This window comes from Kordiimonas pumila (assembly GCF_015240255.1).
Classification (GTDB): domain Bacteria; phylum Pseudomonadota; class Alphaproteobacteria; order Sphingomonadales; family Kordiimonadaceae; genus Kordiimonas; species Kordiimonas pumila.
On record NZ_CP061205.1, the window covers coordinates 1925438 to 1949580 of the forward strand.

Genomic DNA, 24143 nt, shown 5'->3' on the forward strand with positions numbered 1-24143 from the left:
AAGTTTTGTTCTGAGTATCCTGTTGTTTCGCAACAGATTATTATCCACACTTGCCCTGAAAACTGGCGCTTTCTTTTTTAAGAAAGCGCTTTTTCTTACTTGCTTGGCAAAAAGAAGATAAAGTTTTATTGCTTGTTTGAGGGGCTATTTATGAATGATTTATTCACATCCGCAGGTATTGCAATAACCACTGGCCCAGACTGGTCTGCAGAAATGTCTATTCTCTCTGAAAATGGCGGATTAGTTTGTGGTATTGATGAAGTAGGGCGAGGCCCTCTTGCAGGCCCCGTGGTTGCGGCTGCGGTTATATTGGACCCAGAGAAAATTCCCCAAGGTCTAAATGACAGTAAAAAATTAAGCGAAAAAAGACGTGCATATCTTTATGCACTTATAAAAGAAACTGCAATTGCGGTTTCTGTGGCCGAAGCAAGTGTCGCTGAAATTGATGATATTAATATTTTGCAGGCGTCTATGCTGGCTATGCGTCGTGCAATGGGGGGGCTTTCTGTAAGGCCGTCCTGTGCACTTGTAGATGGTAACCGCGACCCAAACCTTAGAATACCCACTCGTACACTTGTTAAAGGGGATAGCAGGTCACTTTCAATCGCAGCGGCCAGTATTATCGCAAAAGTTTTTCGTGACGAGTTGATGAAAAAGTTAGCAAAAGACTATCCAGAGTATGGGTGGGGCAAAAACGCAGGATATGGTGTTGCATATCATTTGGCTGCACTAAAGATTGTGGGTGTTAGTCCTCATCATCGACGTTCTTTTTCACCGATTCGCAATATTTTAAGTGAAGAATAGCTAACAAACTATTGATTCATATAAAAGAATCACTTGACCTCGATTCGATTTCGAATCATGATCACCTCTGTAATTCGCTGAAAACTTATCATAATATCAGCTCAAAATGAGCACTTTTCAGCAGAATGGGACGGAGAAATTATATGGCGCAGACCAAAAAATCTGCCTCTAAAGAGGTTGTATCCAAAGCGTTGCCGCTGAATAAAATTTTGCAGGGCGACTGTATTGAGGCAATGAATGCCCTGCCGGAAAAGTCGGTAGATGTGATTTTTGCTGACCCACCTTACAATATGCAATTAAAGGACACTTTATCGCGACCTGATAATAGTAAGGTAAACGGCGTCGATGATGCTTGGGATAAGTTTGCGAGCTTTAGGGCATATGATGAATTTACATATGGCTGGCTTGAGGCTGCACGTCGTATTTTGAAAGACACCGGCACGATTTGGGTGATTGGCAGTTATCATAATATTTTCAGAGTTGGTACGGCTTTGCAGAACCTTGAATATTGGATGCTGAACGATGTGATTTGGCGCAAGTCTAACCCTATGCCAAACTTCCGAGGTACACGTTTTACGAATGCTCATGAAACCCTTATTTGGGCAGCTAAGTCGGCAGACAAGGGCGGGTATACGTTCAACTATAATGCTATGAAGGCCATGAATGACGATTCCCAAATGCGCTCAGACTGGACCTTACCAATTTGTTCTGGGAAAGAGCGGATTAAGAATGGTGATAAAAAGGCTCATGCAACGCAGAAGCCAGAATCGCTTCTATATCGTGTTCTGATGGCTTCAACCAACCCGGGTGATGTGGTTCTTGATCCCTTTTTTGGTACAGGCACAACGGGTGCTGTTGCCAAGCGTCTAGGCCGTAATTTTATCGGTATTGAGCGTGAAACAGACTATATTAAAGTTGCTGAGAAACGTATTGCTGAAATTAAGCCTATTACAGATGCCGAAACACTAGCCTTCACGGAAAGTAAACGTAGCGCCCCACGGGTTGCCTTTGGATCTGTTGTTGAGCGGGGTTTGGTAGAGCCAGGTACAGTTCTATACGATAGTAAAAAGCGCTACGCTGCCAAGGTGCGTACAGACGGCACTCTGATTGCTCAGTCTGTGAAAGGTTCTATCCATCAGGTTGGGGCAGGGGTGCAGGGTGCACCGGCATGTAACGGCTGGACATTCTGGCACGTTGAAAATAAAGGTGATTTGTTACCTATTGATATTTTCCGCCAGCAAATTCGTGCTGAATTACATTAATCCATAGATGATAGAAATACAGATGCCCATCTGTATTTCCTCCGTTGCCGCCCTCTGCCCAGAGGGCGGCATTTTCATAACGCTGTAGAGTGTTATTTTTTTGCAATTATATAAATTGCGTGAATAATCCCCGGCAGGTACCCACATATTGTCAATAGAATATTAAGCCAGAAGTGTAGCCCAAGCCCAACTTGTAAGAATACTCCGACAGGCGGCAATATGATGGCAAATATAATACGAATGATATCCATAGCTTACTCCTGAGTGTGGTGTTTTTTGGTGTGGGTAAAGGTTTGTTTACCCAAAGTTATGTTTTTGACATTACTTTTCTGATCTATGAAATCAATCAATTTCAGTTTTATAGCGCTGGTTAGCACTTATATTTTATTAACTAAAGTTGTTTAATCTTTCTCTGGGGTTGAAAGAACAGAGGAAATGCCATGTCGCGTTGGATGCAAAATAAGCCATTTTCATTCAGAGTATATATGCTTGCAGGGGGCGCATTGCTGGGCCTGATAGCGATTGTTATACTCGGCCTTGTCATTTCTACAACAGTTCAAAATAGTAGAGATAGGGCAGATTATTTCAATAGTATCAGTATGATGCAGAAAGATCTTGAGAATTATTCTTTACAGATGCGCCGTAAAGAAAAAGATTTTTTTATTCGACAAGAAATCAAATATGCTGACGGCTATTATGAGGAAGTTGCCCACGCTCAAAGTGTTGTAAAAAAACTTTTGGATAGTGAGGTTTCAAGCGAATTTCATAGTGCTGTTAAAGCGTTAAATGATATTTTGCCCCGGCACGCAAAACAGTTTGATGTGGTTAAGGAAGATTACGTTCAATTGGGGCTTGATGAAAATGCTGGCCTGCAGGGGCAATTGCGGGATGCTGTACACGAAATTGAAAACATACTTTCTGAGTATAAGTCTGATAAGCTTGAAATACTGATGCTAATGATGCGCAGGCATGAAAAAGATTTCATTATGCGTGTCGATGAAAAATATATTGGCAGGATGAATGACCGCAGTAAGGAGTTTCAGGATAGCTTGATGAAGGAAGATATTGCGGCATCTGCGAAAGAGGAAATTCTAACTAATCTTAACACCTATATTTCCACATTTAATGCTTATGCAAAATTACGGTTGCAGCTGGATGACAACACAAAAAAACTTAGTGATATCTATGCTGAAACGACTGAGCCTTTTGAAATAATTTCTAAAGCGTCACAGGATGGAACTATCGCTGCAGAACAAGCAGCTGAGGATACCGAACAAGTCGGTTTTATTGCCACTATGGGGGTTGGTTTTGTCATTATATTGCTGGTTAGTTTATTATCTGCGCTGATCATACGTATTACCATCGCGCCAGTTAAAAGCCTTGAGAATGCCCTACAAAAAATTGCAGCGGGCGATTTTAAGGTCGCTATTCCTGGTGCCGAAAACAAGGATGAATTTGGCCGTATGGCCCATGTCACGGCAGAACTACGCGACAGTGCTGCTGAGCGAGTTCGCCTTGAAGCTGAAGCGCGGACGCATGCAGAACGCCAAGCTGCACTTGAAAAAAGAGAAATTGAATTACAGGCTGAGCGCGAGCGTGAAGAGCGTGAACGTGAAAAAGAGCAACTCCGTATTAGGGAAGAGCGCAATCAGATGATTGGCAAACTGATTGCCGAGTTTGAGAAGTCTATTAGCATAGCGATCTCCAATCTTAGCCAATCCTCTTCAAAGATGCGTGAAACTGCTACTGGTATGGTCTCTGTTGCAGATACGACAAGCAGGCAGGTGGAAAGCGTTAGTAACGAATCCCATCAAATGCAGGACAATGTTACGTCGATGGCATCTGCTATTGAAGAGTTTGCGGCTTCTATTGCGGAAGTGAGTCAGCAAATGCAGCGTGCATCGTCAAACTCGCGCGAGGCTATGTCTGCTGCGAAAGATGGTCAGGCGGCTATTGAAAAACTCTCAGACGCTTCTAGCCAGATAGAGGGCGTGGTGAAACTGATCAATGATATATCTGAACAAACCAATTTACTGGCGTTGAATGCCACAATTGAGGCTGCGCGTGCAGGTGAGGCAGGTAAAGGGTTTGCTGTTGTTGCAAGCGAAGTAAAAGCGCTCGCTAACCAAACGGCCAAAGCTATCGAAGGGATTACATCTCAAATTGTTGCTATCCAAAACGTGACAGGATCTACAGTGAATGCGATGGATTCAATTAGTGGCGCTAATGATCGGTTAAATCAAGTTATGTCGAGTATTGCTGCGGCCGTTGAAGAGCAGGAAGTAACGACAAATGACATTAGCCGTGGGGTTCAGTTTGCAGCAGAGGGCACACGGCGTGTAGCATCAGATATTCTGGTTGTAACCGAGGGAGCTAAGAAAACTGGCTCAGCCTCTAATAGTGTAATGGAAGAGGCAAATAAACTTGATGGGCTTTCGTCTAGCTTGCGCATAGAGGTTGAAACTTTCCTTGGGCAGGAGCGGACGCTTTAAATTGTGTGTCATTTATTTGTCACAGTAATGTAACCTTTTTGCAAAGCGGCGCAGTTTTGCTTTTGTATGCTAGGCTTTTCTCAGTAAGTACCCATGTTATCAAATACTTAGCTTGGGTTATCGTTTGCCATTACAGCTTGATAGTAAGGAAACGATAACCTTTTTGGCGTATTAAGAAGTACGGCGTGTATCAAGCGTGTACCGGGGATGAGGCATTCTGCCAAAAGAGAAAAGAGAAACGCAATGATGAATAGAAACTTTCTATCAACTCTGTTGTTGGCATCAGCACTGTCAACCGGGGTTGCAACACCACTGTATGCTCAGTCAATTGAAGAGCTTAAAGCACAACTTGAAATGCTATCAAAACGCATTGAAGAGCTGGAAAAAAAGCAAGCGGCAGCCCCACAAGGCAAAGTTGCAGAGATTAAAAAGGCTGGCCCTGCGCTGACACTGGCAACAGATGATGGTTTGTTTGAGTTTAAACTGCGTGGAAGGCTTTATGCGGATGCAGGCTGGGCACACGATAACGATGATGCCATGAATGTTGCGGGAACAGAACTGAGGGCCGCAAGAATTGGTATTGAAGGAAAAGCCTGGGGTAAAATTGGATACAGGTTTGAGGCGGATTTTGCAGGAAATACAACAACTGTGAATGATGCTTTTATAACATATCCAACAAGTTTTGGTAAAGTGACCGTTGGTAACTTTAAGACACCGAACTCTCTGGAAGAGCAAACATCGTCGCGGTTTGTAACATTCATAGAAAGAGGTGCTTTCACCGATGCCTTTAATTTGGCGCGCCAATTAGGCGTGAGTCTCAGTAATGGCGGCGATAACTGGACATTTAAGGCTGCGGTTTTCCGGGGCAGTGTCTCAGATACAGCTGACGAGCAGGGCACTACCCTTGCGGGCAGGGTAACATACGGCGGGAAGTTTGATAATGGTGCGTGGATGCTGGGCGGTTCTGTGCGGTATCAAGAGGCTTCTGAGGGGGCACAGTACCGGTACCGCCAACGAACATATCACCATCTTTCTGACCGACTTTTGGCAACGGGCTTTATCACAGATGAAGATTTCATGTATGGCTTAGAAGCCGCAGCACAAATGGGGGCTTTTCATGCTTCTGCTGAATGGGCTTCTCTTTCTGCGAAAGATGGTGGTTCGGCAGCGCGTAATGCCACCTTCTCAGGTGGGTATGTGGAAGCAGGCTGGTTCATCACTGGTGAAAGCAGGCCATTGAAGCTTTCTTCAGGTGTATGGGACCGTGCGGCAGTAAACTCGCCTATCCATAAAGGCGGTGTTGGCGCATGGGAAGTCGCGGCAAAATACGATATTATCGACCTAACTGATAACGGCGTGTTTGGCGGTGAGATGGATACAATAGTGATTGGCTTAAATTGGTATTTAAACCGCCATGCCCGTGTGATGGCCAACTATAGTCATAGCACTATAGACGACGCTTTTGATGTTGCTGCAAACGGCGCTGACGGTGAAAACTCGGCAGATACATTTGGGCTGCGTTTCCAGATTGACTGGTAAGACAAACTGCTAGTAACCTATTTTACACATGGGGCGGTGAGATTGTATCTTGCTGCTCCATGTTTATAATACGGGCCAAATTTATACTAAATCGGGCAATTTTTTTCTGGTATTTATGATTAATTGTCATTAGCTTGAAGCGTATTGAACATAAATATGAAACGGAGCCTATGTTAAGCAGCAACCACACAGAACGACGCACCTGCATGCGACGACGATAAGTGCCTATAGCTTATTGGGAAATGTTGTGTTTGACTTGGCGTCATTGATGCCTATTACATAGGATATAGCCGATGATCGTATTTGATCAGGAAAGGCCGGAAGATTCAGCAGTAGTGGAAAGCCTGCTGGATGCGGCTTTTGGCCCTAACCGGTTCGAAAAAGCTTCGTATAAACTTCGGATAAATAACCCTCCTATTGCTGAGTTCTCGTATGTTGCCCGCGATGGCGATAGAATCGTTGGCTCAGTAAGATATAATAAAATTCAGGTCTGCGATTTATTGCGCGGTACGCATATTAATGCAGTGTTGCTGGGGCCGCTTGCAATAGTTGCTGATCGTAAAGATCAGGGTATTGGGGCACAACTACTATCGCGTACTATAGCGGCTCTTAATGCGGCGGGGCACCACCGTATTTTGTTGGTGGGTGATTTAGCATATTATCAACGTTTTGGGTTTGTACCGGTCTTACCAAATTATATCACGCTACCAGGCGGGAAAGATGCGAGACGTTTGCTTGTGCGCCAGCCCGAGAGCATGTCCGCTTTGCCATCCGTTGGTAAAATAATAGCAGGATGGTCAGAGGAATACCGCGCAGCCATGCCGCATGAACGCGCTTATATATCAGCCGCCTAGGCTTATAACATATATAAGGGGTTTTCAGATCCTCTTTGAACGCCATATACTATCTGTAAGGAGCAGTATATGGCACAAAGCGCAAATTTTGATCTAACAGAGTTTATGAAACAGGTAGCAGGGCAGAAGTTCCCGCCTGTTGACAAATGGAACCCTGATTACTGCGGCGATATTGATATGCGCATTGCGGCAGACGGCACATGGTTTTATATGGGTACACCCATTACACGGGAACGTATGGTCCGGCTTTTTTCAACGGTGTTACGTAAAGATGAAGATGGGAAAACCTACCTTGTTACACCTGTAGAGAAAATAGGCATTAAGGTTGATGATGCACCATTCGTTGCTGTTGAATGTGACCTGCTCACTGATGGTGATAAACAGGTTTTGAGTTTTAGAACCAATGTAGGTGATCAGGTTGTTGCGGGGCCTGAGCACCCAATCCGCGTTGAGGTCGACCCTGAAACCGCAGAACCTAGGCCTTATGTGTTAGTGCGTGGCAGGCTTGAGGCCTTAATTGCTCGCCCGGTTTTTTATCAGTTGGTGGAAAAGGCAAAGCATGTCAAAAAGGGCACTGAAACCGAATTGGTCATAGAAAGCGCAGATACAAGCTTTAGCCTTGGAAAATGGAGTGAAGATTAATGCGCACATGGCTTAAAAAAGCCTTGTCAGAACATAACCCTGCAGCAAAAGGAATGCGCAGCGATTACGACCTGAATGGTGATTTAAAAGAAATTGAATTACACGGCCTTACGCTCAGGCAAGCAGCGGTGCTTGTACCAATCGTTGATCGGCGCAGTGGCCCAACGGTATTATTAACCCGCAGGGCGGATCATTTAACGCAACATGCTGGGCAGATCAGTTTTCCTGGGGGTAAGGTAGACCCACTGGACGAAGACGTTATCGCAGCGGCTTTTAGGGAAGCTGAAGAAGAGATTGGGCTACCCCGCTCTTATGTAACACTTAAAGGTTTTTTGGATGGTTATCGAACAGGCACTGGGTTTGAAATTGTCCCTGTTGTGGGGCTGGTACGTGAAGGGTTTTCACTAACACTGCAAATTGAAGAAGTGGTGGAGGCGTTTGAAGTGCCCCTTTCCTTTATATTGAATAGGGATAATCATAAGCTTAAAACTGGTGTTTGGCGGGGTACTGAGCGCTCATATTATGCGATAGAGTATGAAGATTATGATATTTGGGGAGCGACAGCGGCAATGCTAGTAAACCTGTGTGATGTGCTGGAAGCTGCAAAAGAGGAAATGGCATGATACTAGTGATTTTTCGCGTTCTGCTTTTATTGTTGCCGCTTGCCTTAATGGTTATGTGGCTACGGTACAGGGCCCTTAAAACGACAGATGAAGGCATATCAGATGCAGATGTTACAAAGGCCCGGCGATTTTTGTTGCTGATCATTGTGGCAATTATCATCACTGGTATTGGCTTGAAACTTTCTGATGATAGCGGCAACACAGATATGGTCTATGTGCCAGCTAGAATGGAAAACGGCGAACTTATACCGGGTAAGTTTGTTCCTGCCGAAGAGATAGAAAAGCCTGATGCTGCCTCAAAGACAGAAACCGGTGCAGAAAATTAAAGCCGATTGGCTTGATGCCCTGCATATCAAAATGATCGTTACAGCCTTGGGGGAGCAGTCTATCAGGTTTGTTGGGGGGGCAGTAAGAGATACACTCATGGGGCGACCTGTGCAGGAAGTTGATGCTGCCACAACGCTTATACCTTGTGATGTTATAGCAAGGTTAGGGGCTGCTGGGATTAAAGCGGTGCCAACAGGGGTTGAACACGGTACGGTGACTGCCGTTGTAGAAGGCAAATCAGTTGAGATAACGACTTTACGACGCGATACCGAAACCGATGGCAGGCATGCAGTTGTTGCTTATACTGATAGCTGGAAGGAAGATGCTAAACGACGCGACTTTACCATGAATGCAGTATATATGGATGCCGCAGGCACTGTTTTTGACCCGCTGGACGGCATTGATGATGTGGTTGCGAGAAGAGTGCGTTTTATCGGCGATGCCGCAATGCGGATTGAAGAAGACGCCCTCCGAATTTTGCGGTTTTTCCGCTTTAATGCCGTTCTTGGTACAGACGTTACTAAAATTGATGCTGAAGGTCTCTCGGCTTGTTCAAAAAAAATATCGTTGCTTGAAAATCTCTCTGTGGAACGGATCAGATCAGAACTGATCAAAATATTTTCCGCCCCTAAAATCAGCGCGCTGGCTGACGTTATGGAGTCTGCAGGAGTTTTTCAGGCGTTGCAGTTAAAAGTGTTGCTGACGAAGGTAAGCACGCTTGAGCAAAATGAGTGTAAGCTAGGGCAGCAGGCAATGCCGGAAGTGCGGCTTTTTTATTGCTTGGGTGATATTAGATGCTCTGATGCATTTTCTATGCAACTGCGTTTGTCAAACAAGATGAGGGCCATGTTAAAGAGCACAAGCTCTGTCTGGGCTGCCAAAGCAGTAAACACAGATCATGATATCCGTAAGCTTATGTATCAATATGGGGCTGAGGCTGTGCAGCAGGCTGGCCTTTGTTCGGGCTGGAATAAAGGCTTTCAAGAAATTGCGCAAAAATGGCACGTGCCTGTTTTGCCTGTGCAGGGAAAAGATATTATAGCGCAAGGGGTTTTGCCTGGCCCCGAGATTGGTGCAGAGATAAGAAGGCTGGAAGGTCTGTGGGTAGAAAGTGATTTCACCCTTACTAAGGCTCAGTTGATTCATATGATAAATACAAAATAAAAGGCGGAAAAACCGCCTTTTATATTAGCCTAACGATTTATCGTGCTTACTTACTCACGATTCAGCTTTTTGTCTTGCCAGTATTTAGTGCCGTGAAGCGACGCCTGCAAGGCAAGGCCATTCTCCGTGAACTGATAAACGCTTACTTTTTTGCGGACAGAAGCTGCTTCACCTATCTCGCCGCCTTTGTCTTCGGCGACAGCCGCTGCATCAGCTTCACCAGTGAAATCCCAACCATGCTCAACAAAGTTAGTAAGGGCATCACGGTCATGGAAAATAAATACGGCTCGAAAATCTTTCACACCTAAACCAAGGCCAATAGCGATTGTGCCCATTTTCATATAGGTATCAATGCCGCTTTTAGTATCACGTACAACTCCGCGGCCCCCTCCGGCACCTAAAAGCAAAATTTGCACACCCACGTTGGAAAAGACGGCATAGCCTTCAGATTCGTCTATTTCTGCCTTGGCTTGAGGGCGAGAAGCGAAAAGGTCAGTCAGCACTTCTTGTCGTATGGCCTGAATTTTTTCACGCTTTTCAGAATTGCTGTCAGCAAAGGCTGTCGTTGTTGTCATTAAAAGCGAAACAGCCAGTAATAGTGACGTGACTGATTTAATCATATAATCCTCCAAGACTTCATGTCTGAACCATGTTTAGCTCAAAAACTGTTCATATAAAACGGCATAATTATGGCAGAAAGGTGTATCCATCAGGTCAGCCCCAGAAATGGAAGCCTGCTACTATAAAAGCATATCTGCTTGCTTTGCTTATAGCTACAAGCACTAGAAAAATTGTAAAAGGCGTTTTTAAGACACCCGCAACAAGTGTAATCGGGTCGCCGATGATGGGTAGCCAGGCCAGTAAAAGTGACCATACGCCGTATCGTGCAAAATATTTTTCGGCTTTCGCTAGCTGATTGGGCCTAACAGGAAACCAGCGTTTGTGTTGAAAAATAGTTATTCTACTTCCTACCCACCAGTTAAGAATAGAGCCTGCTACATTACCTGCTGTTGCAAAAAGGAAAAGCAGGAGCGGGCTGCCAATATCTTCAGCGAGTAAACCGGCAAGAGCCAGTTCAGAAAACACAGGTAAAATGGTAGCCGCAAGAAAGGCATTCCAAAACAGACCGAGATAGATAAGTAAGTCAGACACTCTTTACGGCCATTTAGCCTCAGGAGGAAGGGACATTAAAATAGCTTCCACATTGCCTCCGGTTTTAAGACCAAATGTTGTGCCTCGGTCATAGACCAGGTTGAACTCTGCATAATAACCCCGGTATTCAAGCTGTTTTTCTCGCTCAAATGGTGTCCAGCTTTCGTTCATATGCTCACGCACTAATGCAGAGTATATTTCATTAAAGGTTTTTCCAACATCTTGGGTTAGGGCAAAGTCAGCATCCCAGTTGCCAGAATTGTGGCGATCATAAAAGATACCACCTTCACCGCGCGCTCTATTACGATGTGGAATATAAAAATACTCATCACACCAAGCTTTAAATTTGGGGTAGTAGGCTGAATCATGCCTATCACAACATTCTTTAAAAGCACTATGGAAGCGCGCTGTATCGTAACTGTTTGGCAGAGGGGCATTGAGGTCAGCGCCGCCGCCAAACCAGTCTTTCGTCGTTACAAGGTACCGTGTGTTCATATGGACAGCCGGTACTTTGGGGCTATTCATATGGGCAACAAGAGAAATGCCCGTTGCAAAAAAGCGAGGGTCTGTATCTGCGCCAGGTATGGTTTTGGCAAATTCCTCTGTAAAAGTACCGTGTACGGTTGAGATATTAACTCCAACTTTTTCAAAAACTCTGCCGCCGCGCATGATAGACATGGTGCCGCCGCCACCTTCAGAACCATCATCCTGATTAGTGCGCTGCCATTGTTTGCGTTCAAAGCGCCCAGCCTCGCGTCCAGCCATAGGGCCCGTGTTGTCGCTTTCAATTGCTTCAAAGCTGGCGCATATGTCATCGCGTAGTTTTTCAAACCACTTGGCTGTAATCTGTTTTTTGGTTTCAGTATCCACGCGGTCTACCCTTCTGGCCAATTGTCTGTTTGTCGTAATCCTTCGCCTAGCACCATTGCCATAGATACTGCAACATTAAGTGACCTGACGTTAGCTGTCATTGGTACAAGAAGGCGGTGGTCGGCAATGTCATGCACATAATCTGGCGCGCCGGTTGATTCACTCCCAACCATCAAAATATCATCAGGCTGATATGTGAACTGGTGATACGGTTGGGCCGATTTTGTTGTTAGTAGCAATAAACGGCTGCCTGATTCTATGCGCCAGCGCTGAAAAGCATGCCAATCGGCATGATGATGCAGGGTCACGTGGTCTGCATAATCCATTGCATATCGCCGTAACGCGCGTTTGGAAAATGGGAAACCACATGGTTCAATAATGTGCACAGGTGTGCCCATACAGGCACCAAGCCGCAGCAAAGTGCCGGTGTTCGTGGGTTGATCAGGTTGAAAAAGCGCTATTTGCATGAGCGGCACAGTATCGCCCGAGGGCAGCTTGAGCAATTGTTTCTGCATGGCATAAGTAAAAATTAATGTTTTTTTTGTAATCCTTCGGCATAAAGACTTGCCTCTTTGAGCAGAGCCTACTAAACCAAAGCCAAACTCGTCAGGTTGGATTTTATTAATCTGATTTGGCTTTAGGTATGGATAGTTTTAATAACTGCGACTGTGTGACGCAGGGAATTGAAATTATGCAAGGGTAAACTAGGGTTTGGAACGCAAACAACGGAATGCCTTATGCGTCACGTTCCTGTCAGGGAAAGATAGATGAGCACACTCAATAAAACACATGATGGTGAAGAAGCCACACGCCGTGATTTTCTTCATATAGCAGCAGCCGGCGGGGCTGGTGTTGGTGCAGCCATAGCTGTCTGGCCATTCGTGGATCAGATGAACCCGGCTGCAGATACACTTGCACTTGCTACAGTGGAAGTTGACATTAGCCATATCGCCGAAGGCGAGGCTATTGTTATTAAATGGCGCGGCAAGCCCATTTTTATTCGCCACCGTACAGCCGCAGAAATTGAAGCCGCACGTACTGTAGATATGTCTGTTCTAGTGGACAAACAAGCAGATACAGACCGTGTTGAAAAAGATGATTGGCTGGTTGTGGTTGGAACCTGTACACACCTTGGTTGTGTGCCACTTGGTTCAAAGTCCGGCGATGATCGCGGTGATTTCGGTGGTTGGTTCTGCCCATGTCACGGTTCGCATTATGATACATCTGGTCGTATCCGCAAAGGCCCCGCTCCAAAGAACCTAGCGGTTCCTGAGTATGCCTTTATGTCTGATACAACAATCAAGATCGGTTAAGGGGAAGCGTTATGGCTGAATGGGAAGCAATTACCCCCAAGAACAAGGCGCTTGCCTGGTTTGAGGAACGTTTGCCGGTTCTGTCCGTTGTCAACAATGTTGTTGGCCCCGGTACACCGACGCCGCGCAATTTGAATTACTGGTGGAACTTTGGCTCGCTTGCGGGCCTTATGCTCGTTGTGCAGCTTATTAGCGGCATTGTACTTGCGATGCACTATACACCAGATACGGCGGTTGCCTTTGATAGTGTTGAGCGCATTATGCGCGATGTGAACTATGGCTGGCTGATCCGTTATATCCACGCAAATGGCGCATCTTTCTTCTTTATTGCTGTTTATATCCATATTCTTCGTGGGCTTTATTATGGTTCCTACAAGGCACCCCGCGAAGTGTTATGGATGCTCGGTCTTGTTATCTTCCTTCTGATGATGGCAACAGCTTTTATGGGGTATGTACTGCCATGGGGCCAGATGTCCTTCTGGGGTGCAACAGTGATTACAAACCTGTTTTCAGCCATCCCTGGTGTTGGTGAAAGCATAGTAACACTTCTATGGGGCGGGTTCTCTGTTGATAACCCAACGCTGAAGCGTTTCTTCAGCTTGCACTACCTGCTGCCATTTGTGATTACAGGTGTTGTTATTTTGCACATTTGGGCGAAGAAGGTTTCTGACAGCGGTAACCCGCTGGGTATTGATGTGAAGTCTAATGCCGATCAGATTCCATTCCACCCATATTACACTATTAAAGATGCTTTTGGTGCTGGTGTATTTTTCCTGATCTTTGCGTATTTCGTGTTTTATGCACCAAATGCAATGGGGCACCCGGATAACTACATTCCTGCGAACCCGCTGGTAACACCAGACAGTATTGTCCCTGAATGGTACTTCCTACCGTTCTACGCGATCCTGCGGTCGATCGATTTTGCAATCGGTATACCGGGCACAGATATTACCTTCATTACAGGTAAGCTTCTTGGTGTTATTGCAATGTTCTCGGCTATTATTGTGCTGTTCTTCTTGCCGTGGCTGGATACATCAAAAGTGCGCTCTGCTCGCTTCCGCCCAACATACAGGTACTTCTTCTGGTTCCTTGTGATTGATATGGTCATTCTTACATGGCTTGGCGGTCAGCACCCTGAGGGCAATATTCCTCTGTATGGTAAAATCGCGACAGCATACTATTTCATACATTTCCTGATTGTTTTGCCTGTCCTTGGCAAAAAGGAAAAAACATTGCCGCTGCCTGAAAGTATTATTCAGTCAGTTACAGAAAAAGCTGCGAAGTAGGGGATGAAGACGATGAAATTTGTTAAAAACATTGCACTCGCCCTTACTGCTGTAGCAGGCTTTGCTGGTATGGTGCAGGCATCTGGTGCTGATAAGCACCCGATGAAACTGGAATGGTCTTTTGAAGGTGCCTTTGGTACCTTTGATAAAGCTGCTGCTCAGCGTGGCTGGCAGGTTTACAAGCAAGTTTGCTCTGCGTGTCACAGCTTGAAGTATTTTCATTTTCGTAACCTTGAGGGTATTGGCTACGAAGAAGATATGATCAAGGCGTTTGCTGCTGAATATACAGTGGCTGGTGACCCTGATGATTTTGGTGACCCAACAGAGCGTGCAGCACTGCCGCAAGATGTTTTCCCTGCACCTTTTGCAAATGAGAATGCGGCAAGGGCTTCTAACGGCGGTGCATTGCCACCTGATCTTTCTCTGATCATTAAGGCACGGCATGATGGTGCAAACTATGTGCACAGCTTACTTACGGGCTACGAAGATGCACCTGCGGGTCATGAAATTACACCGGGCAAACATTATAATCCATACTTTAAGGGTGGCCAGATATCTATGGCAGCACCGCTCGCTGAAGGTATTCTTGAATATGAAGATGGTACTGCGGCAACGTCAGAACAGATGGCTCGCGATGTTGTTCAGTTCCTGACGTATGTTGCAGAGCCTGGACTTGATGCGCGCCACCAGATGGGTTTTAAGGTGCTTGCGTATTTGGCTGTATTAACGCTTATATTCTACCTTTCTATGAAAAAGCTATGGAAGCCAATCAAGTCAGGCAGAAATGTTTACGAAGACTAGCCGTCTTTGTTGCTAAAGACTTTCATTAAGGGCTGCCATTCGGTGGCCCTTTTTGTATAGTGAGCTGAATATTTAAAGCGTAAGGAAAACGGTATGAATAGGCCATTAAAGCAAATATCTAAGCGGCTGCTTTTGGCTGTGCTTGGAGGCGTGCTATATATACTGGCGCCTATGGCTTATGCTGAAGAAGTAGTGGTCTCTATTGCCGGTAATACAGTGACGGCAGGCGAAACAAACCTTGCTACAGCAGTTTTTTATAATGCATCGTTAGAAAAAGCATTTGCTGTACCAAAAAAGCTAGAGGCAACTTTTTTAAAAGATGATCTGGAATATTCGGTTCTTTTGGAGGTTGTTTCAGAGCAGGAGGTTGGGGCTGTTGATCCTGAGGCCTTTCAAAAAGTTTTATACTTTATGAAAGTGCCATCTATTTTGCCTGATGGAACTGTTTCTCTTGTACTACCTAAACCTTATAATAATGCTATCCTGCTTCATGTGGTTCACCCTGAAAATATTGATGGTGCTGAAGTAAGCTTAATTAAAAAGGTAGAAGAGGCTGCCCTTGAAAAAGAAACATTCGGCTCTCTGGGAGGACTTTCCACCTATAAACCAATTTACTTTCTGGGCGGTATAAAACCAACGGACGCCAAGTTTCAGATCAGCCTTAAGTACCAGCTTTTTAACGAAAAAGGGTCGTGGGCTAGTAATCATCCTTGGCTGTCCGGCTTTCATCTTGGTTATACGCAGGTTTCTTTTTGGGATCTGTCTTCAGAATCGAAACCTTTTGAAGATACAAATTTTCAACCTGAGTTTTTTTATGGCCTAGAAGGCCTCGATTTTAACTTTTTACCAAAGGGCTCGGAGGTTGATCTGCGTGTTGGTTTCTTACACGAATCAAATGGTAGAGAAGGTGACGATAGTCGAAGCCTTAATATGGTATATTCGCATATTTCTTATAGGCATTCTCTTGGGGGTGATTGGTTTGCGCGCCTGACCGGTGATTTCTGGAGCTATCAGGGAAGTCTGTCAGATAACCCTGATATTGCAGATTACCGTGGTCACTCAAGCTTGCAGTTCATTATTGGTAGCGAAAAAAGCGTTCAACTTTCAGCGTATAGTAAGGGTAAGTTGGGGTCAGATAAAGGAAGCTATTTGTTTGATTTTACAGTGCCAATGAAGTGGGAGGGAATTGCAAAAAACCTGAATTTCAGCCTGCATGGGCAATTGTTTACAGGATACGGCGAAAATCTACTAACCTACGACCAAAAAGAAACACGGTTCAGGTTTGGTTTAGGAATACACAGATAAAGATTGTAATATTCAATTAGTGCGATATGAAAGGGTTCGCTATAACATTCTCTTTGGGGGGGAGAAGGTGATCAGGTTAACTGAAGATCAAATTCAAGCTATTAGTACTACTATTTCTTACAATGCTGACTACGGTGACCTGTCGCCAGAACTAGTTCTACAGTATATGGTAGCCACCTATATTACACCTTTAAACCAGCACTGTGATATTCACTCTGTTGGACTGGGTGATTGTGGATCCGGGTTTGGCTGGTTAGCTTTTGCATACCTTTTATCTGGTGGTAAATCGGCTTTCCTGGCTGAGCCTGATATTAAGAAATTGGAAGCTTCGAAAAAAATAGCCGAAATATTGGGTGTAGAAAGCAGGTGCGTTTTTAGCTCTGAAAAGCTGCAAGATATAAGCTTGCCTAATAAATCGATTGACGTCTTTGTTTCGGTTGAAACTTTAGAACACGTTGGTAAGGCTAATATTCGGCCCGCGGTTGAAAACATTATAAGGCTTACGAAGCAGGTTATAGTCTTAACTGCTCCAAATCAACTGTTCCCAATGGTTAGCCACGACGCTTATGTTCCATTTTCGCATTGGCTTCCTTTGGCGTGGAGGCATTCTTTTTGTCGCTTTTTGGGCATACAGCACCATGAGTTTCACCATTTTCCCTTTCCTTGGCACTTGAAGCCATTGCATCGCTTTTTTGCACCAAGAAGTCGTGTTCTGGTGTTTGGAAGCTACCGACACTGGCTTAACCGCTACCCAATTTATAGCCCTTATAATGGCGGGGTTGAAAAAATAAGGCCTCCAAAACTGGTTGCTCTATACATGCGCATAGTTTCAATAATATTGGGCCGGTATTCTTTCATTGCTAGCCCTAACCTTGCAAGCATATGGATTGCTAAAAACGAAAAGGTTTATGTGCCCAAGCAGGATGAAGAAATAAAAATATCTGGTGTTGCTGCAGAATAGCCTGATCTATTTTACATGGCTGCCGGTACCATCGCCTTTTGCTCGCCATTTTCGATTACGATTTTCTTGCATTTTTTTTGTCACTTCGTCCTGCATATCAAGGCCGTAGTTTTCAAGAAGGCGCATCAAGAGAATGATAACATCAGCAGCTTCTTTGCCAATGTCTATCAGGTTGTTATTCACGACAGCTTCTTTAAGCTCTGTTATTTCAATAGCAGCACGGTCAACCAGAACACTTTGATCATACGCCGGACCAAAGGTGGTATCGGCCCATTTTTGGATCGAGGATTGTGTTTCATGGGCATGTGTCATAGGGAATTACTCTTTATGAAGCGTGTATTTTTCAATTTTAAATGTGGGGGCGCCATTACCAAGATCTATATAGTGCATTTCCTTTACATTTTTTTGGTCCATTCCCATAAAGGCCCGTTTGTTATAATTGTGTTCTGGCTGTAGGGCCGTACCATAAATAATCAGATAGCGTGGTATCCCTTCCTCGTCTACTGCGGGTAGTTGCAATGTTCTATAAGAATAATATAACTTATCGCTGCTTGCGATAAGATAAACCACATAAGCTGCACACATTCTTTCAAAGATAATACTATGAAATAGCTTTATTGCTTCATGCGATTCAGGGGGCAGTGTATCAAAGAAATTCTTGCCAGTAGGAGCAATGCCCGTGGCTTTTTCAAGAAGGGTGCCATAAAATAAAACATATATATTGCCGGGGGCATTGTAGCGACCAATACCCATGTGTGGTAGAAGTTTTCCGCAGTTAGCTGGCGTTATGTCAGCTTTAGCGGGAAGGAAGGGGTGTAGGGTACGAGGCAGAGCGTCCCAAAACGATAGAAAATCATGAAAGTGTTGGCCCAGAGTCAGCATTTTATATCCTGCTCAAATATTCAACACTTTCTATTGTCGCTATTTTTCGATTTGACGCAATACTTGTTCACGTTCTTTTTCATCAACAATATTAAGGAGTACTTCCCAGAACCCTGCAACGGCTTCTGGCCCTGCTGTTTTGTAAGCCTCTGCAACACGCTGACGCTGTGTTGAGAAAAGTTCTTTTTCAAACTTTTCTCCTTTGGGTGTCAGGTGTAAAAGTCTTTGTCGGCGGTCTGTTGCGCCGGTTTTTTGGTCTATGTAACCATCATCCACCAGTTGCCCAAGGACACGTGATAAGCTTTGTTTGGTTATGCGCAGTAAACTTAAAAGTCCGGAAACTGTCGTTCCCGGGTTGCGGCCAACAAAATATAATACTCTATGGTGTGCTCTGCCAAAACCGGCTTTTTGGAGTATTTCATCAGGGTCCCGTGTGAAATCCCTGTAAGCAAAATACAGAAGCTCGATGCCACGGCGAAGTTCTTCTTCACGTAAGTATAAATTTGATTGGGGTAGTTTTCTAAACATGTATGTTTGCACCGCTTATGTCAGTGTTGTTGACACATTAAGGATGGAATGTGATGCAAATCAAGTAAAAAAAAAGGACATTGCTGCAGACGGTAATGATAGATATTGTTGAGCCTCTATTTGTTACGGCAAGTCTACGTTTTTAAATAACGATAGCTTGTCGAAAAAACGCCGCTTTTCTGTCTCTTATAATCACGATAGAACAGCATAGATGTGTCTTCCTTGGCTATGAGGGGTTTTCATCGTTGGCGCATGACTTTTCCTGTGCTAGTAGAGAAACCGCTTATGTCAATGCTACAGGAAAGCCTGTTGTGGGTTGGCAAATATCATAAGGGCTGTATGGCGATTAGTTATATCGTAGTGCAGGGCGACAAAGTGACATCAGGTGTGTCAGGAGAATGTGATTACAATGTTTGGTAATGTTTTTAAAAAGTCAATTCTGCTTATCACCCTGCTGGGCGTAGTGGCGTGTAGTTCCAAAAAAGACGAAGACAAGTATGTAGCACGCGATGTTGAGGTTATTTATAATATCGCAAATGATAATCTTGAGCGAAAGCGCTATAAACTTGCGGCGGCTGCCTTTGATGAAGTAGAGCGTCAGCACCCTTATTCTGTGTGGGCGCGTCGTGCACAGCTTATGTCAGCTTATTCCTATTATATGGGTAATGATTATGACGAATCTATTCTGGCAGCAGAGCGATTTTTACAGCTCCACCCAGGAAATAGATCTGCACCGTATGCCTATTACCTTATTGCTCTTTGTCACTATGAACAGATTTCAGATGTAGGCCGGGACCAAGACGAATCGGTCAGGGCACAAAATGCCTTAACTGAGGTGATCCGGCGTTACCCGGATTCAGACTATGCAAGAGACGCTAAACTAAAACTTGATCTGACAAGGGATCACCTTGCAGGCAAAGATATGGAGGTTGGGCGCTTCTACCTGAAACGGCAGGAATATTTGTCAGCAATTGTTAGGTTTCGCAGTGTCATTGAACAATATCAGACAACAAGCCATACCCCTGAAGCTTTACATCGATTGGTTGAAGGCTATCTAGCGCTAGGTATTACGGATGAAGCCCAAATGGCTGCTGCAGTGCTAGGGCACAACTACCCGGGTACAAAATGGTACAGGTATAGCTATGCTCTTTTATCTGACGTAGATTTAGCACCTGAGGTTAAATCAGGCTCATGGCTTAGTAAACTGTGGCCATTTTAATAAAACTGAGAGGCCTCGAATTATATTTTGTGCGATAGATAGAGGGGGGCGGCGATGCTGACTGGTCTCAGTATTCGCGATATTGTACTGATTGACCGTCTGGATCTTTCCTTTGATCGCGGGCTTACTGTTCTGACTGGTGAAACCGGGGCAGGTAAATCTATTCTTCTTGATAGCTTGGGGCTAGCAACTGGGGCACGTGCGGATAGGGCGCTTGTGCGTCACGGTGCTGAGGCGGGTATGGTAACCGCAGAGTTTATGGTTGCTGAAGCGCACCCTGTTTGTCGCGCCCTGCTGGGGCAAGGTGTTGACCCAGATAGTGGCCACCTTATTCTGCGCCGGCAATTAAGTGTCGACGGTAAAAGCCGTGCATGGATTAATGATCAACCTATAACACAAAGCTTTCTCAGCGATATCGGCACATTTTTACTTGAGGTTCATGGCCAACATGATGACCGGGGCTTGCTTGAAGCGTCTGCCCACCGTGACCTTTTGGATAGTTTTGGTGGTTACAAGCTTGAACTTCAAGTGATGGCGTCTGCTTATACTGTTTATCAGAACGCAGTTTTAGCGTTAGCGAAAGCAGAGCAGGAACTAACATCAGCACAAGCAGATGAGGATTATATCCTTCACGCAAAAGAAGAGCTGGCAGCCCTGCATGTTACTGCAGGCGAGGAAGATACCCTGAATGAGCGCAGGTCGCTCATGATGCAGGGGGAAAAACTTTCTGGTGACCTGCAATCGTTTTTAGAAGATCTATCCGGCAGGACTGGTGCTGATTCTGTGATCAGGGGCGTTTTAAGGCGTATGGAGCGCATAGACGGCGCTGGGGCAGAGCGTGTACAGCCTATTCTTCACTCGCTTGATCGTGCCTCTATAGAATTAACTGAGGCGATTGAGGCGCTTACCCATTTTATTGAGATGTTAGAGTTTGACCCGGAAGACCTAGAGGCAACGGAAGACAGGCTTTTTGAAATAAGAAGGCTTGCCCGAAAACATAATTGTTTGCCCGACGCTTTGCCTGATATTCTATCTTTGCTGGAATCTCAAGCGGATGCATTATCTGCAGGTGATGAAAAAGTTCGTGCGGCGCGTGAACAGTTAAAGACCGCAAAAAGTGCAATGGGCGAAGCTGTTGCTAAGCTCACTAAAGCCAGGATTGATGCTGCCCAGCGGCTTGATAAGCTCGTTACTGCTGAGCTGCCTCCCTTGAAGCTTGAAAAAGCCATTTTTAGAACTCGTGTAGAGCCTTTGAGCGAGGCTGACTGGAGCCAGTACGGTGGAGAGCGGGTGACCTTTGAAGTGAAAACCAACCCTAGCACGCCTTTTGGGCCCATGGTTAAAATTGCATCAGGTGGGGAGCTTGCACGTTTCATTTTGGCCCTAAAGGTAGTTCTGGCAGAAGGGGGTAATGTACCGGTTATGGTATTTGACGAAGTGGATAAAGGCATTGGTGGTGCAACGGCCAGCGCCGTTGGAGAACGATTAAAGCGGCTTTCTGTTGCTGCTCAGGTGTTGGTTGTAACACACAGCCCGCAAGTGGCCGCGTGTGGCAATAGCCAGTTTCAAATAACCAAAGGGGGCCTAGGCGGCGAGATACGTACGGCTGTTACATGCCTGACAGAAAATGAGCGCCGTGAAGAAATTGCCCGTATGCTGGCTGGTAGTGAAATTACCGATGCAGCAAGGGCTGCTGCCGATCAGCTCCTGCAAAGGGCAAAGGGTTAATAAAGTGGCGGATGCAAGCACCATTGCAGTTGACAGTTTAACCGAAGGGGAGGCACGGCGGGAGCTTGCTAGGTTGGCGATGGAAATTGCTTACCATGACCAGCATTACTATGCTGATGATGCGCCGCTTTTAAGCGATGCAGCATATGATGCGCTGCGACTACGTAACGCTGAAATAGAATCGCGCTTTCCGGCACTTGTACGCGCCGATAGTCCGTCAAAACGTGTGGGTGTTAGTCTTAAGCAAAGCAAGTTTGAAAAAGTAACGCACACGCGGCCTATGTTGTCGCTTGATAACGCTTTTGCTGCTGTGGATGTTCATGAGTTTGACGCCCGTATTCGCCGTTTTCTGGGGGTTGCTGATGACGGTGTTCTTGCCTATACAGCAGAACCCAAGATCGATGGCTTGTCACTCGCACTGCGTTATGAACACGGTATCCTTGTGCAGGCTGCAACACGAGGCGATGGAGCTGTGGGTGAAAATGTTACAGCAAACGCCCGTACTATTGATAATATACCACACCACTTGTCTGGGACCGGCTGGCCAGAAGTTCTCGAGGTGCGCGGTGAGGTTTACATGGGTAAGGCCGATTTTTTGGCTCTTAATGAGCGGCAGCAAGAGAAGGGCGATAAGGTTTTTGCCAATCCCAGAAATGCGGCGGCAGGGTCTCTTCGGCAATTAGATCAAAGTATAACGGCTGCAAGGCCTCTTAGGTTCTTTGCCTATGCTTGGGGGGAAGTGTCAGAAGTGCCATCTGAAACCCAGATGGGCATGATCGAACTATTTAAGTATTGGGGCTTTGATGTGAATCCGCTTATGGTTCTCTGCCCAAATGCAGATAGTGTGCTTTTACATTATAAGAAAATAGAAGAGCAACGCGGTGTTCTTGATTATGACATCGACGGTGTTGTTTATAAGGTTGATCGGCTAGATTATCAGAAGCGTCTTGGTACCGTAGCACGTGCACCGCGCTGGGCAATCGCGCATAAATTTCCTGCCGAAAAGGCAAGCACAGTCTTGCTGGGTATCGATATTCAGGTGGGTAGGACCGGAGCGCTAACACCTGTTGCAAAGCTTCAGCCTGTAACGGTGGGCGGTGTTGTTGTCTCCAATGCAACACTTCACAACCGCGACGAAATTAACAGGCTTGATGTACGTATTGGTGATACCGTGATCGTGCAACGGGCAGGCGATGTTATTCCGCAGGTTGTGTCTGTTGTACAGGAAAAGCGCCCTGTAGATGCTGAGCCGTTTGAGTTTCCTGATAGGTGTCCTGCTTGTGGCTCCCACGCTGCTGCCGAAGGGAGTGATGTTGTTGTCCGTTGTTCTGGCGGGCTTATTTGCCCGGCACAGTGTGTTGAGCGTTTGCGCCATTTCGTGTCACGTAATGCTTTTGATATTGAAGGCCTTGGACAAAAGCAGATAGAGCAATTTTACGAACGGGGATGGGTGAAAGAACCCGCTGATATTTTTAAAATAGCCACAAGAAATGAAAGCGAAGGCAATGCTTTACAGAAGTGGGAAGGTTGGGGTGAGCTTTCTGTCAGTAATCTTTTAAAAGCTGTAGAGGACCGCCGTTCAATCGCTTTCCATAGGTTTATTTTTGGCCTTGGTATTCCAGGTATTGGGCAGGAAACGGCCAAACTTTTTGCACGTCATTTTCAGACTGTGGATGCTTTTGTTTCTTATCTGGAAAAAGCACAGGCGCTTTTAGATGGTTTGAATAAGAAAATTGATGCAACAGCAGTGTCAGCCCTGAATTATTGCTTGTTGACGTTTGGGCACCTTAAAGATTTTGAAATTGCCTTAACCCCGGGGGATTTGCTGGTTGATGTTAATGCATATCCTCGTCTTATCGCTGCTCGTGCAGGCCGTATGCGTGCGGGCACACTGAAAGCTGAGAATGTAAAAATAACGCACCTTGAAACTGTTGAGGTGCTTTTACATGAAAAAGATTTTTCGTTCCCGCAACAAATAGCTTTTGAGTTATTTTGCCATAATCAGGAACTTACAGACCTTGATGGTATTGGTGTGGACGCTATCGTTAACATTGAAGATTTTTTCTTCGAGCAGCAAAATAGGTCTGCTTTCTATGCTCTTCTTGATGAACTGAATATAGAGCCAGCTGAAAAGCAAGCAGATGATAGTCCTGTGTCTGGTAAAACGATTGTATTCACGGGTAGTCTGGTAGAATTGACACGCGCGGAAGCCAAGTCTGGCGCTGAAGCGCTTGGGGCAAAAGTGGCGGGGTCTGTGTCTGCTAAAACTGATATTGTTGTAGCTGGTCCGGGCGCTGGATCAAAACTAAAGAAAGCAGAAAGCCTTGGATTAAAGGTTATGACTGAAGAAGAATGGCTTGCTTTCATCCGAGAGTAGGCGAAATTTATTGC

The 24143-nt window shown here is 45.4% G+C and carries 25 protein-coding genes; 17 read left to right on the forward strand and 8 right to left on the reverse strand.

Annotated features, from left to right (window positions below):
• Positions 1-150 precede the first annotated feature (150 nt).
• Complete coding sequence (locus tag ICL80_RS08190) at positions 151-804, forward strand: ribonuclease HII (RefSeq protein ID WP_194215610.1); 654 nt, start codon at positions 151-153, stop codon at positions 802-804.
• 143 nt (positions 805-947) lie between these two features.
• On the forward strand, positions 948-2066 hold the full coding sequence (locus ICL80_RS08195; RefSeq protein WP_194215611.1) for a site-specific DNA-methyltransferase: 1119 nt from the start codon (positions 948-950) through the stop codon (positions 2064-2066).
• Between the two features lie 92 nt (positions 2067-2158).
• Here ICL80_RS08195 and ICL80_RS08200 read toward each other — a convergent pair whose 3' ends face one another.
• Positions 2159-2317, reverse strand: a complete 159-nt coding sequence (locus ICL80_RS08200) for a YqaE/Pmp3 family membrane protein (RefSeq protein WP_194215612.1) — start codon at positions 2315-2317, stop codon at positions 2159-2161.
• Positions 2318-2506: 189 nt separating this feature from the next.
• Between ICL80_RS08200 and ICL80_RS08205 the strand changes: the two genes are divergently transcribed.
• The 7 genes from ICL80_RS08205 (at position 2507) to ICL80_RS08235 (ending at position 9707) form a co-directional block, all read left to right on the forward strand.
• Positions 2507-4558, forward strand: coding sequence for a methyl-accepting chemotaxis protein (locus ICL80_RS08205; RefSeq protein WP_194215613.1), 2052 nt, complete (start codon positions 2507-2509; stop codon positions 4556-4558).
• Between the two features lie 243 nt (positions 4559-4801).
• Positions 4802-6097 carry an OprO/OprP family phosphate-selective porin gene (locus tag ICL80_RS08210; protein ID WP_194215614.1) on the forward strand — a complete coding sequence of 432 codons (1296 nt, stop codon included), beginning with the start codon at positions 4802-4804 and terminating at the stop codon, positions 6095-6097.
• Positions 6098-6390: 293 nt separating this feature from the next.
• Positions 6391-6951 carry a GNAT family N-acetyltransferase gene (locus tag ICL80_RS08215; protein WP_194215615.1) on the forward strand — a complete coding sequence of 187 codons (561 nt, stop codon included), beginning with the start codon at positions 6391-6393 and terminating at the stop codon, positions 6949-6951.
• Positions 6952-7056: 105 nt separating this feature from the next.
• The gene (locus ICL80_RS08220) at positions 7057-7593 is read left to right on the forward strand and encodes a DUF1285 domain-containing protein (protein WP_380083515.1); all 537 of its coding nucleotides are present in this window, start codon (positions 7057-7059) and stop codon (positions 7591-7593) included.
• Positions 7593-8216: a CoA pyrophosphatase gene (locus ICL80_RS08225; protein WP_228073860.1), complete on the forward strand. Its 624-nt coding sequence runs from the start codon at positions 7593-7595 to the stop codon at positions 8214-8216. The genes ICL80_RS08220 and ICL80_RS08225 overlap by 1 nt, the downstream gene beginning before the upstream one ends.
• A complete protein-coding gene (locus tag ICL80_RS08230; protein WP_194215617.1) occupies positions 8213-8542 on the forward strand; it encodes a hypothetical protein in 330 nt (109 codons plus the stop codon). Before ICL80_RS08225 ends, ICL80_RS08230 begins: the two co-directional genes overlap by 4 nt.
• Entirely contained in the window at positions 8529-9707 is a 1179-nt protein-coding gene (locus tag ICL80_RS08235) for a CCA tRNA nucleotidyltransferase (RefSeq protein WP_194215618.1), read from the forward strand. The genes ICL80_RS08230 and ICL80_RS08235 overlap by 14 nt, the downstream gene beginning before the upstream one ends.
• Positions 9708-9757: 50 nt before the next feature.
• On the opposite strand, the gene ICL80_RS08240 is transcribed toward ICL80_RS08235, so the two are convergent.
• From ICL80_RS08240 to ICL80_RS08255, 4 genes are all read right to left on the reverse strand, one after another.
• A complete protein-coding gene (locus ICL80_RS08240; RefSeq protein WP_194215619.1) occupies positions 9758-10327 on the reverse strand; it encodes a lipid-binding SYLF domain-containing protein in 570 nt (189 codons plus the stop codon).
• A gap of 94 nt (positions 10328-10421) precedes the next feature.
• Positions 10422-10859, reverse strand: coding sequence for a YqaA family protein (locus ICL80_RS08245; protein ID WP_194215620.1), 438 nt, complete (start codon positions 10857-10859; stop codon positions 10422-10424).
• 3 nt (positions 10860-10862) lie between these two features.
• Complete coding sequence (gene hemF, locus ICL80_RS08250; RefSeq protein WP_194215621.1) at positions 10863-11729, reverse strand: oxygen-dependent coproporphyrinogen oxidase; 867 nt, start codon at positions 11727-11729, stop codon at positions 10863-10865.
• A gap of 5 nt (positions 11730-11734) precedes the next feature.
• Positions 11735-12232, reverse strand: a complete 498-nt coding sequence (locus tag ICL80_RS08255; protein ID WP_228073861.1) for a tRNA (cytidine(34)-2'-O)-methyltransferase — start codon at positions 12230-12232, stop codon at positions 11735-11737.
• 264 nt (positions 12233-12496) lie between these two features.
• Between ICL80_RS08255 and petA the strand changes: the two genes are divergently transcribed.
• From petA to ICL80_RS08280, 5 genes are all read left to right on the forward strand, one after another.
• Complete coding sequence (petA, locus tag ICL80_RS08260; RefSeq protein ID WP_194215622.1) at positions 12497-13042, forward strand: ubiquinol-cytochrome c reductase iron-sulfur subunit; 546 nt, start codon at positions 12497-12499, stop codon at positions 13040-13042.
• Positions 13043-13053: 11 nt separating this feature from the next.
• Positions 13054-14328: a cytochrome b gene (locus ICL80_RS08265; RefSeq protein ID WP_194215623.1), complete on the forward strand. Its 1275-nt coding sequence runs from the start codon at positions 13054-13056 to the stop codon at positions 14326-14328.
• A gap of 3 nt (positions 14329-14331) precedes the next feature.
• Positions 14332-15129, forward strand: a complete 798-nt coding sequence (locus ICL80_RS08270; protein ID WP_194215624.1) for a cytochrome c1 — start codon at positions 14332-14334, stop codon at positions 15127-15129.
• Between the two features lie 93 nt (positions 15130-15222).
• Positions 15223-16434: a phospholipase A gene (locus tag ICL80_RS08275; RefSeq protein WP_194215625.1), complete on the forward strand. Its 1212-nt coding sequence runs from the start codon at positions 15223-15225 to the stop codon at positions 16432-16434.
• 67 nt (positions 16435-16501) lie between these two features.
• Entirely contained in the window at positions 16502-17395 is an 894-nt protein-coding gene (locus ICL80_RS08280; RefSeq protein WP_194215626.1) for a class I SAM-dependent methyltransferase, read from the forward strand.
• A 6-nt stretch (positions 17396-17401) separates the two neighbouring features.
• Here ICL80_RS08280 and ICL80_RS08285 read toward each other — a convergent pair whose 3' ends face one another.
• Genes ICL80_RS08285 through ICL80_RS08295 form a run of 3 tightly spaced genes read right to left on the reverse strand, consistent with a single transcriptional unit; the run spans position 17402 to position 18805 of the window.
• The gene (locus tag ICL80_RS08285) at positions 17402-17707 is read right to left on the reverse strand and encodes a pyrophosphohydrolase domain-containing protein (protein ID WP_194215627.1); all 306 of its coding nucleotides are present in this window, start codon (positions 17705-17707) and stop codon (positions 17402-17404) included.
• Positions 17708-17713: 6 nt separating this feature from the next.
• A complete protein-coding gene (locus ICL80_RS08290; protein ID WP_194215628.1) occupies positions 17714-18277 on the reverse strand; it encodes a PAS domain-containing protein in 564 nt (187 codons plus the stop codon).
• A 39-nt stretch (positions 18278-18316) separates the two neighbouring features.
• Entirely contained in the window at positions 18317-18805 is a 489-nt protein-coding gene (locus ICL80_RS08295; RefSeq protein ID WP_194215629.1) for a MarR family winged helix-turn-helix transcriptional regulator, read from the reverse strand.
• Positions 18806-19214: 409 nt separating this feature from the next.
• Here ICL80_RS08295 and ICL80_RS08300 point away from each other — a divergent pair, with 409 nt between their 5' ends.
• The 3 genes from ICL80_RS08300 to ligA are packed head-to-tail and all read left to right on the forward strand — an operon-like array spanning position 19215 to position 24129.
• Positions 19215-20024 carry an outer membrane protein assembly factor BamD gene (locus tag ICL80_RS08300; protein WP_194215630.1) on the forward strand — a complete coding sequence of 270 codons (810 nt, stop codon included), beginning with the start codon at positions 19215-19217 and terminating at the stop codon, positions 20022-20024.
• 54 nt (positions 20025-20078) lie between these two features.
• On the forward strand, positions 20079-21752 hold the full coding sequence (gene recN, locus ICL80_RS08305; protein WP_194215631.1) for a DNA repair protein RecN: 1674 nt from the start codon (positions 20079-20081) through the stop codon (positions 21750-21752).
• A gap of 4 nt (positions 21753-21756) precedes the next feature.
• Positions 21757-24129, forward strand: a complete 2373-nt coding sequence (gene ligA / locus ICL80_RS08310; RefSeq protein WP_228073863.1) for an NAD-dependent DNA ligase LigA — start codon at positions 21757-21759, stop codon at positions 24127-24129.
• Positions 24130-24143 lie beyond the last annotated feature (14 nt).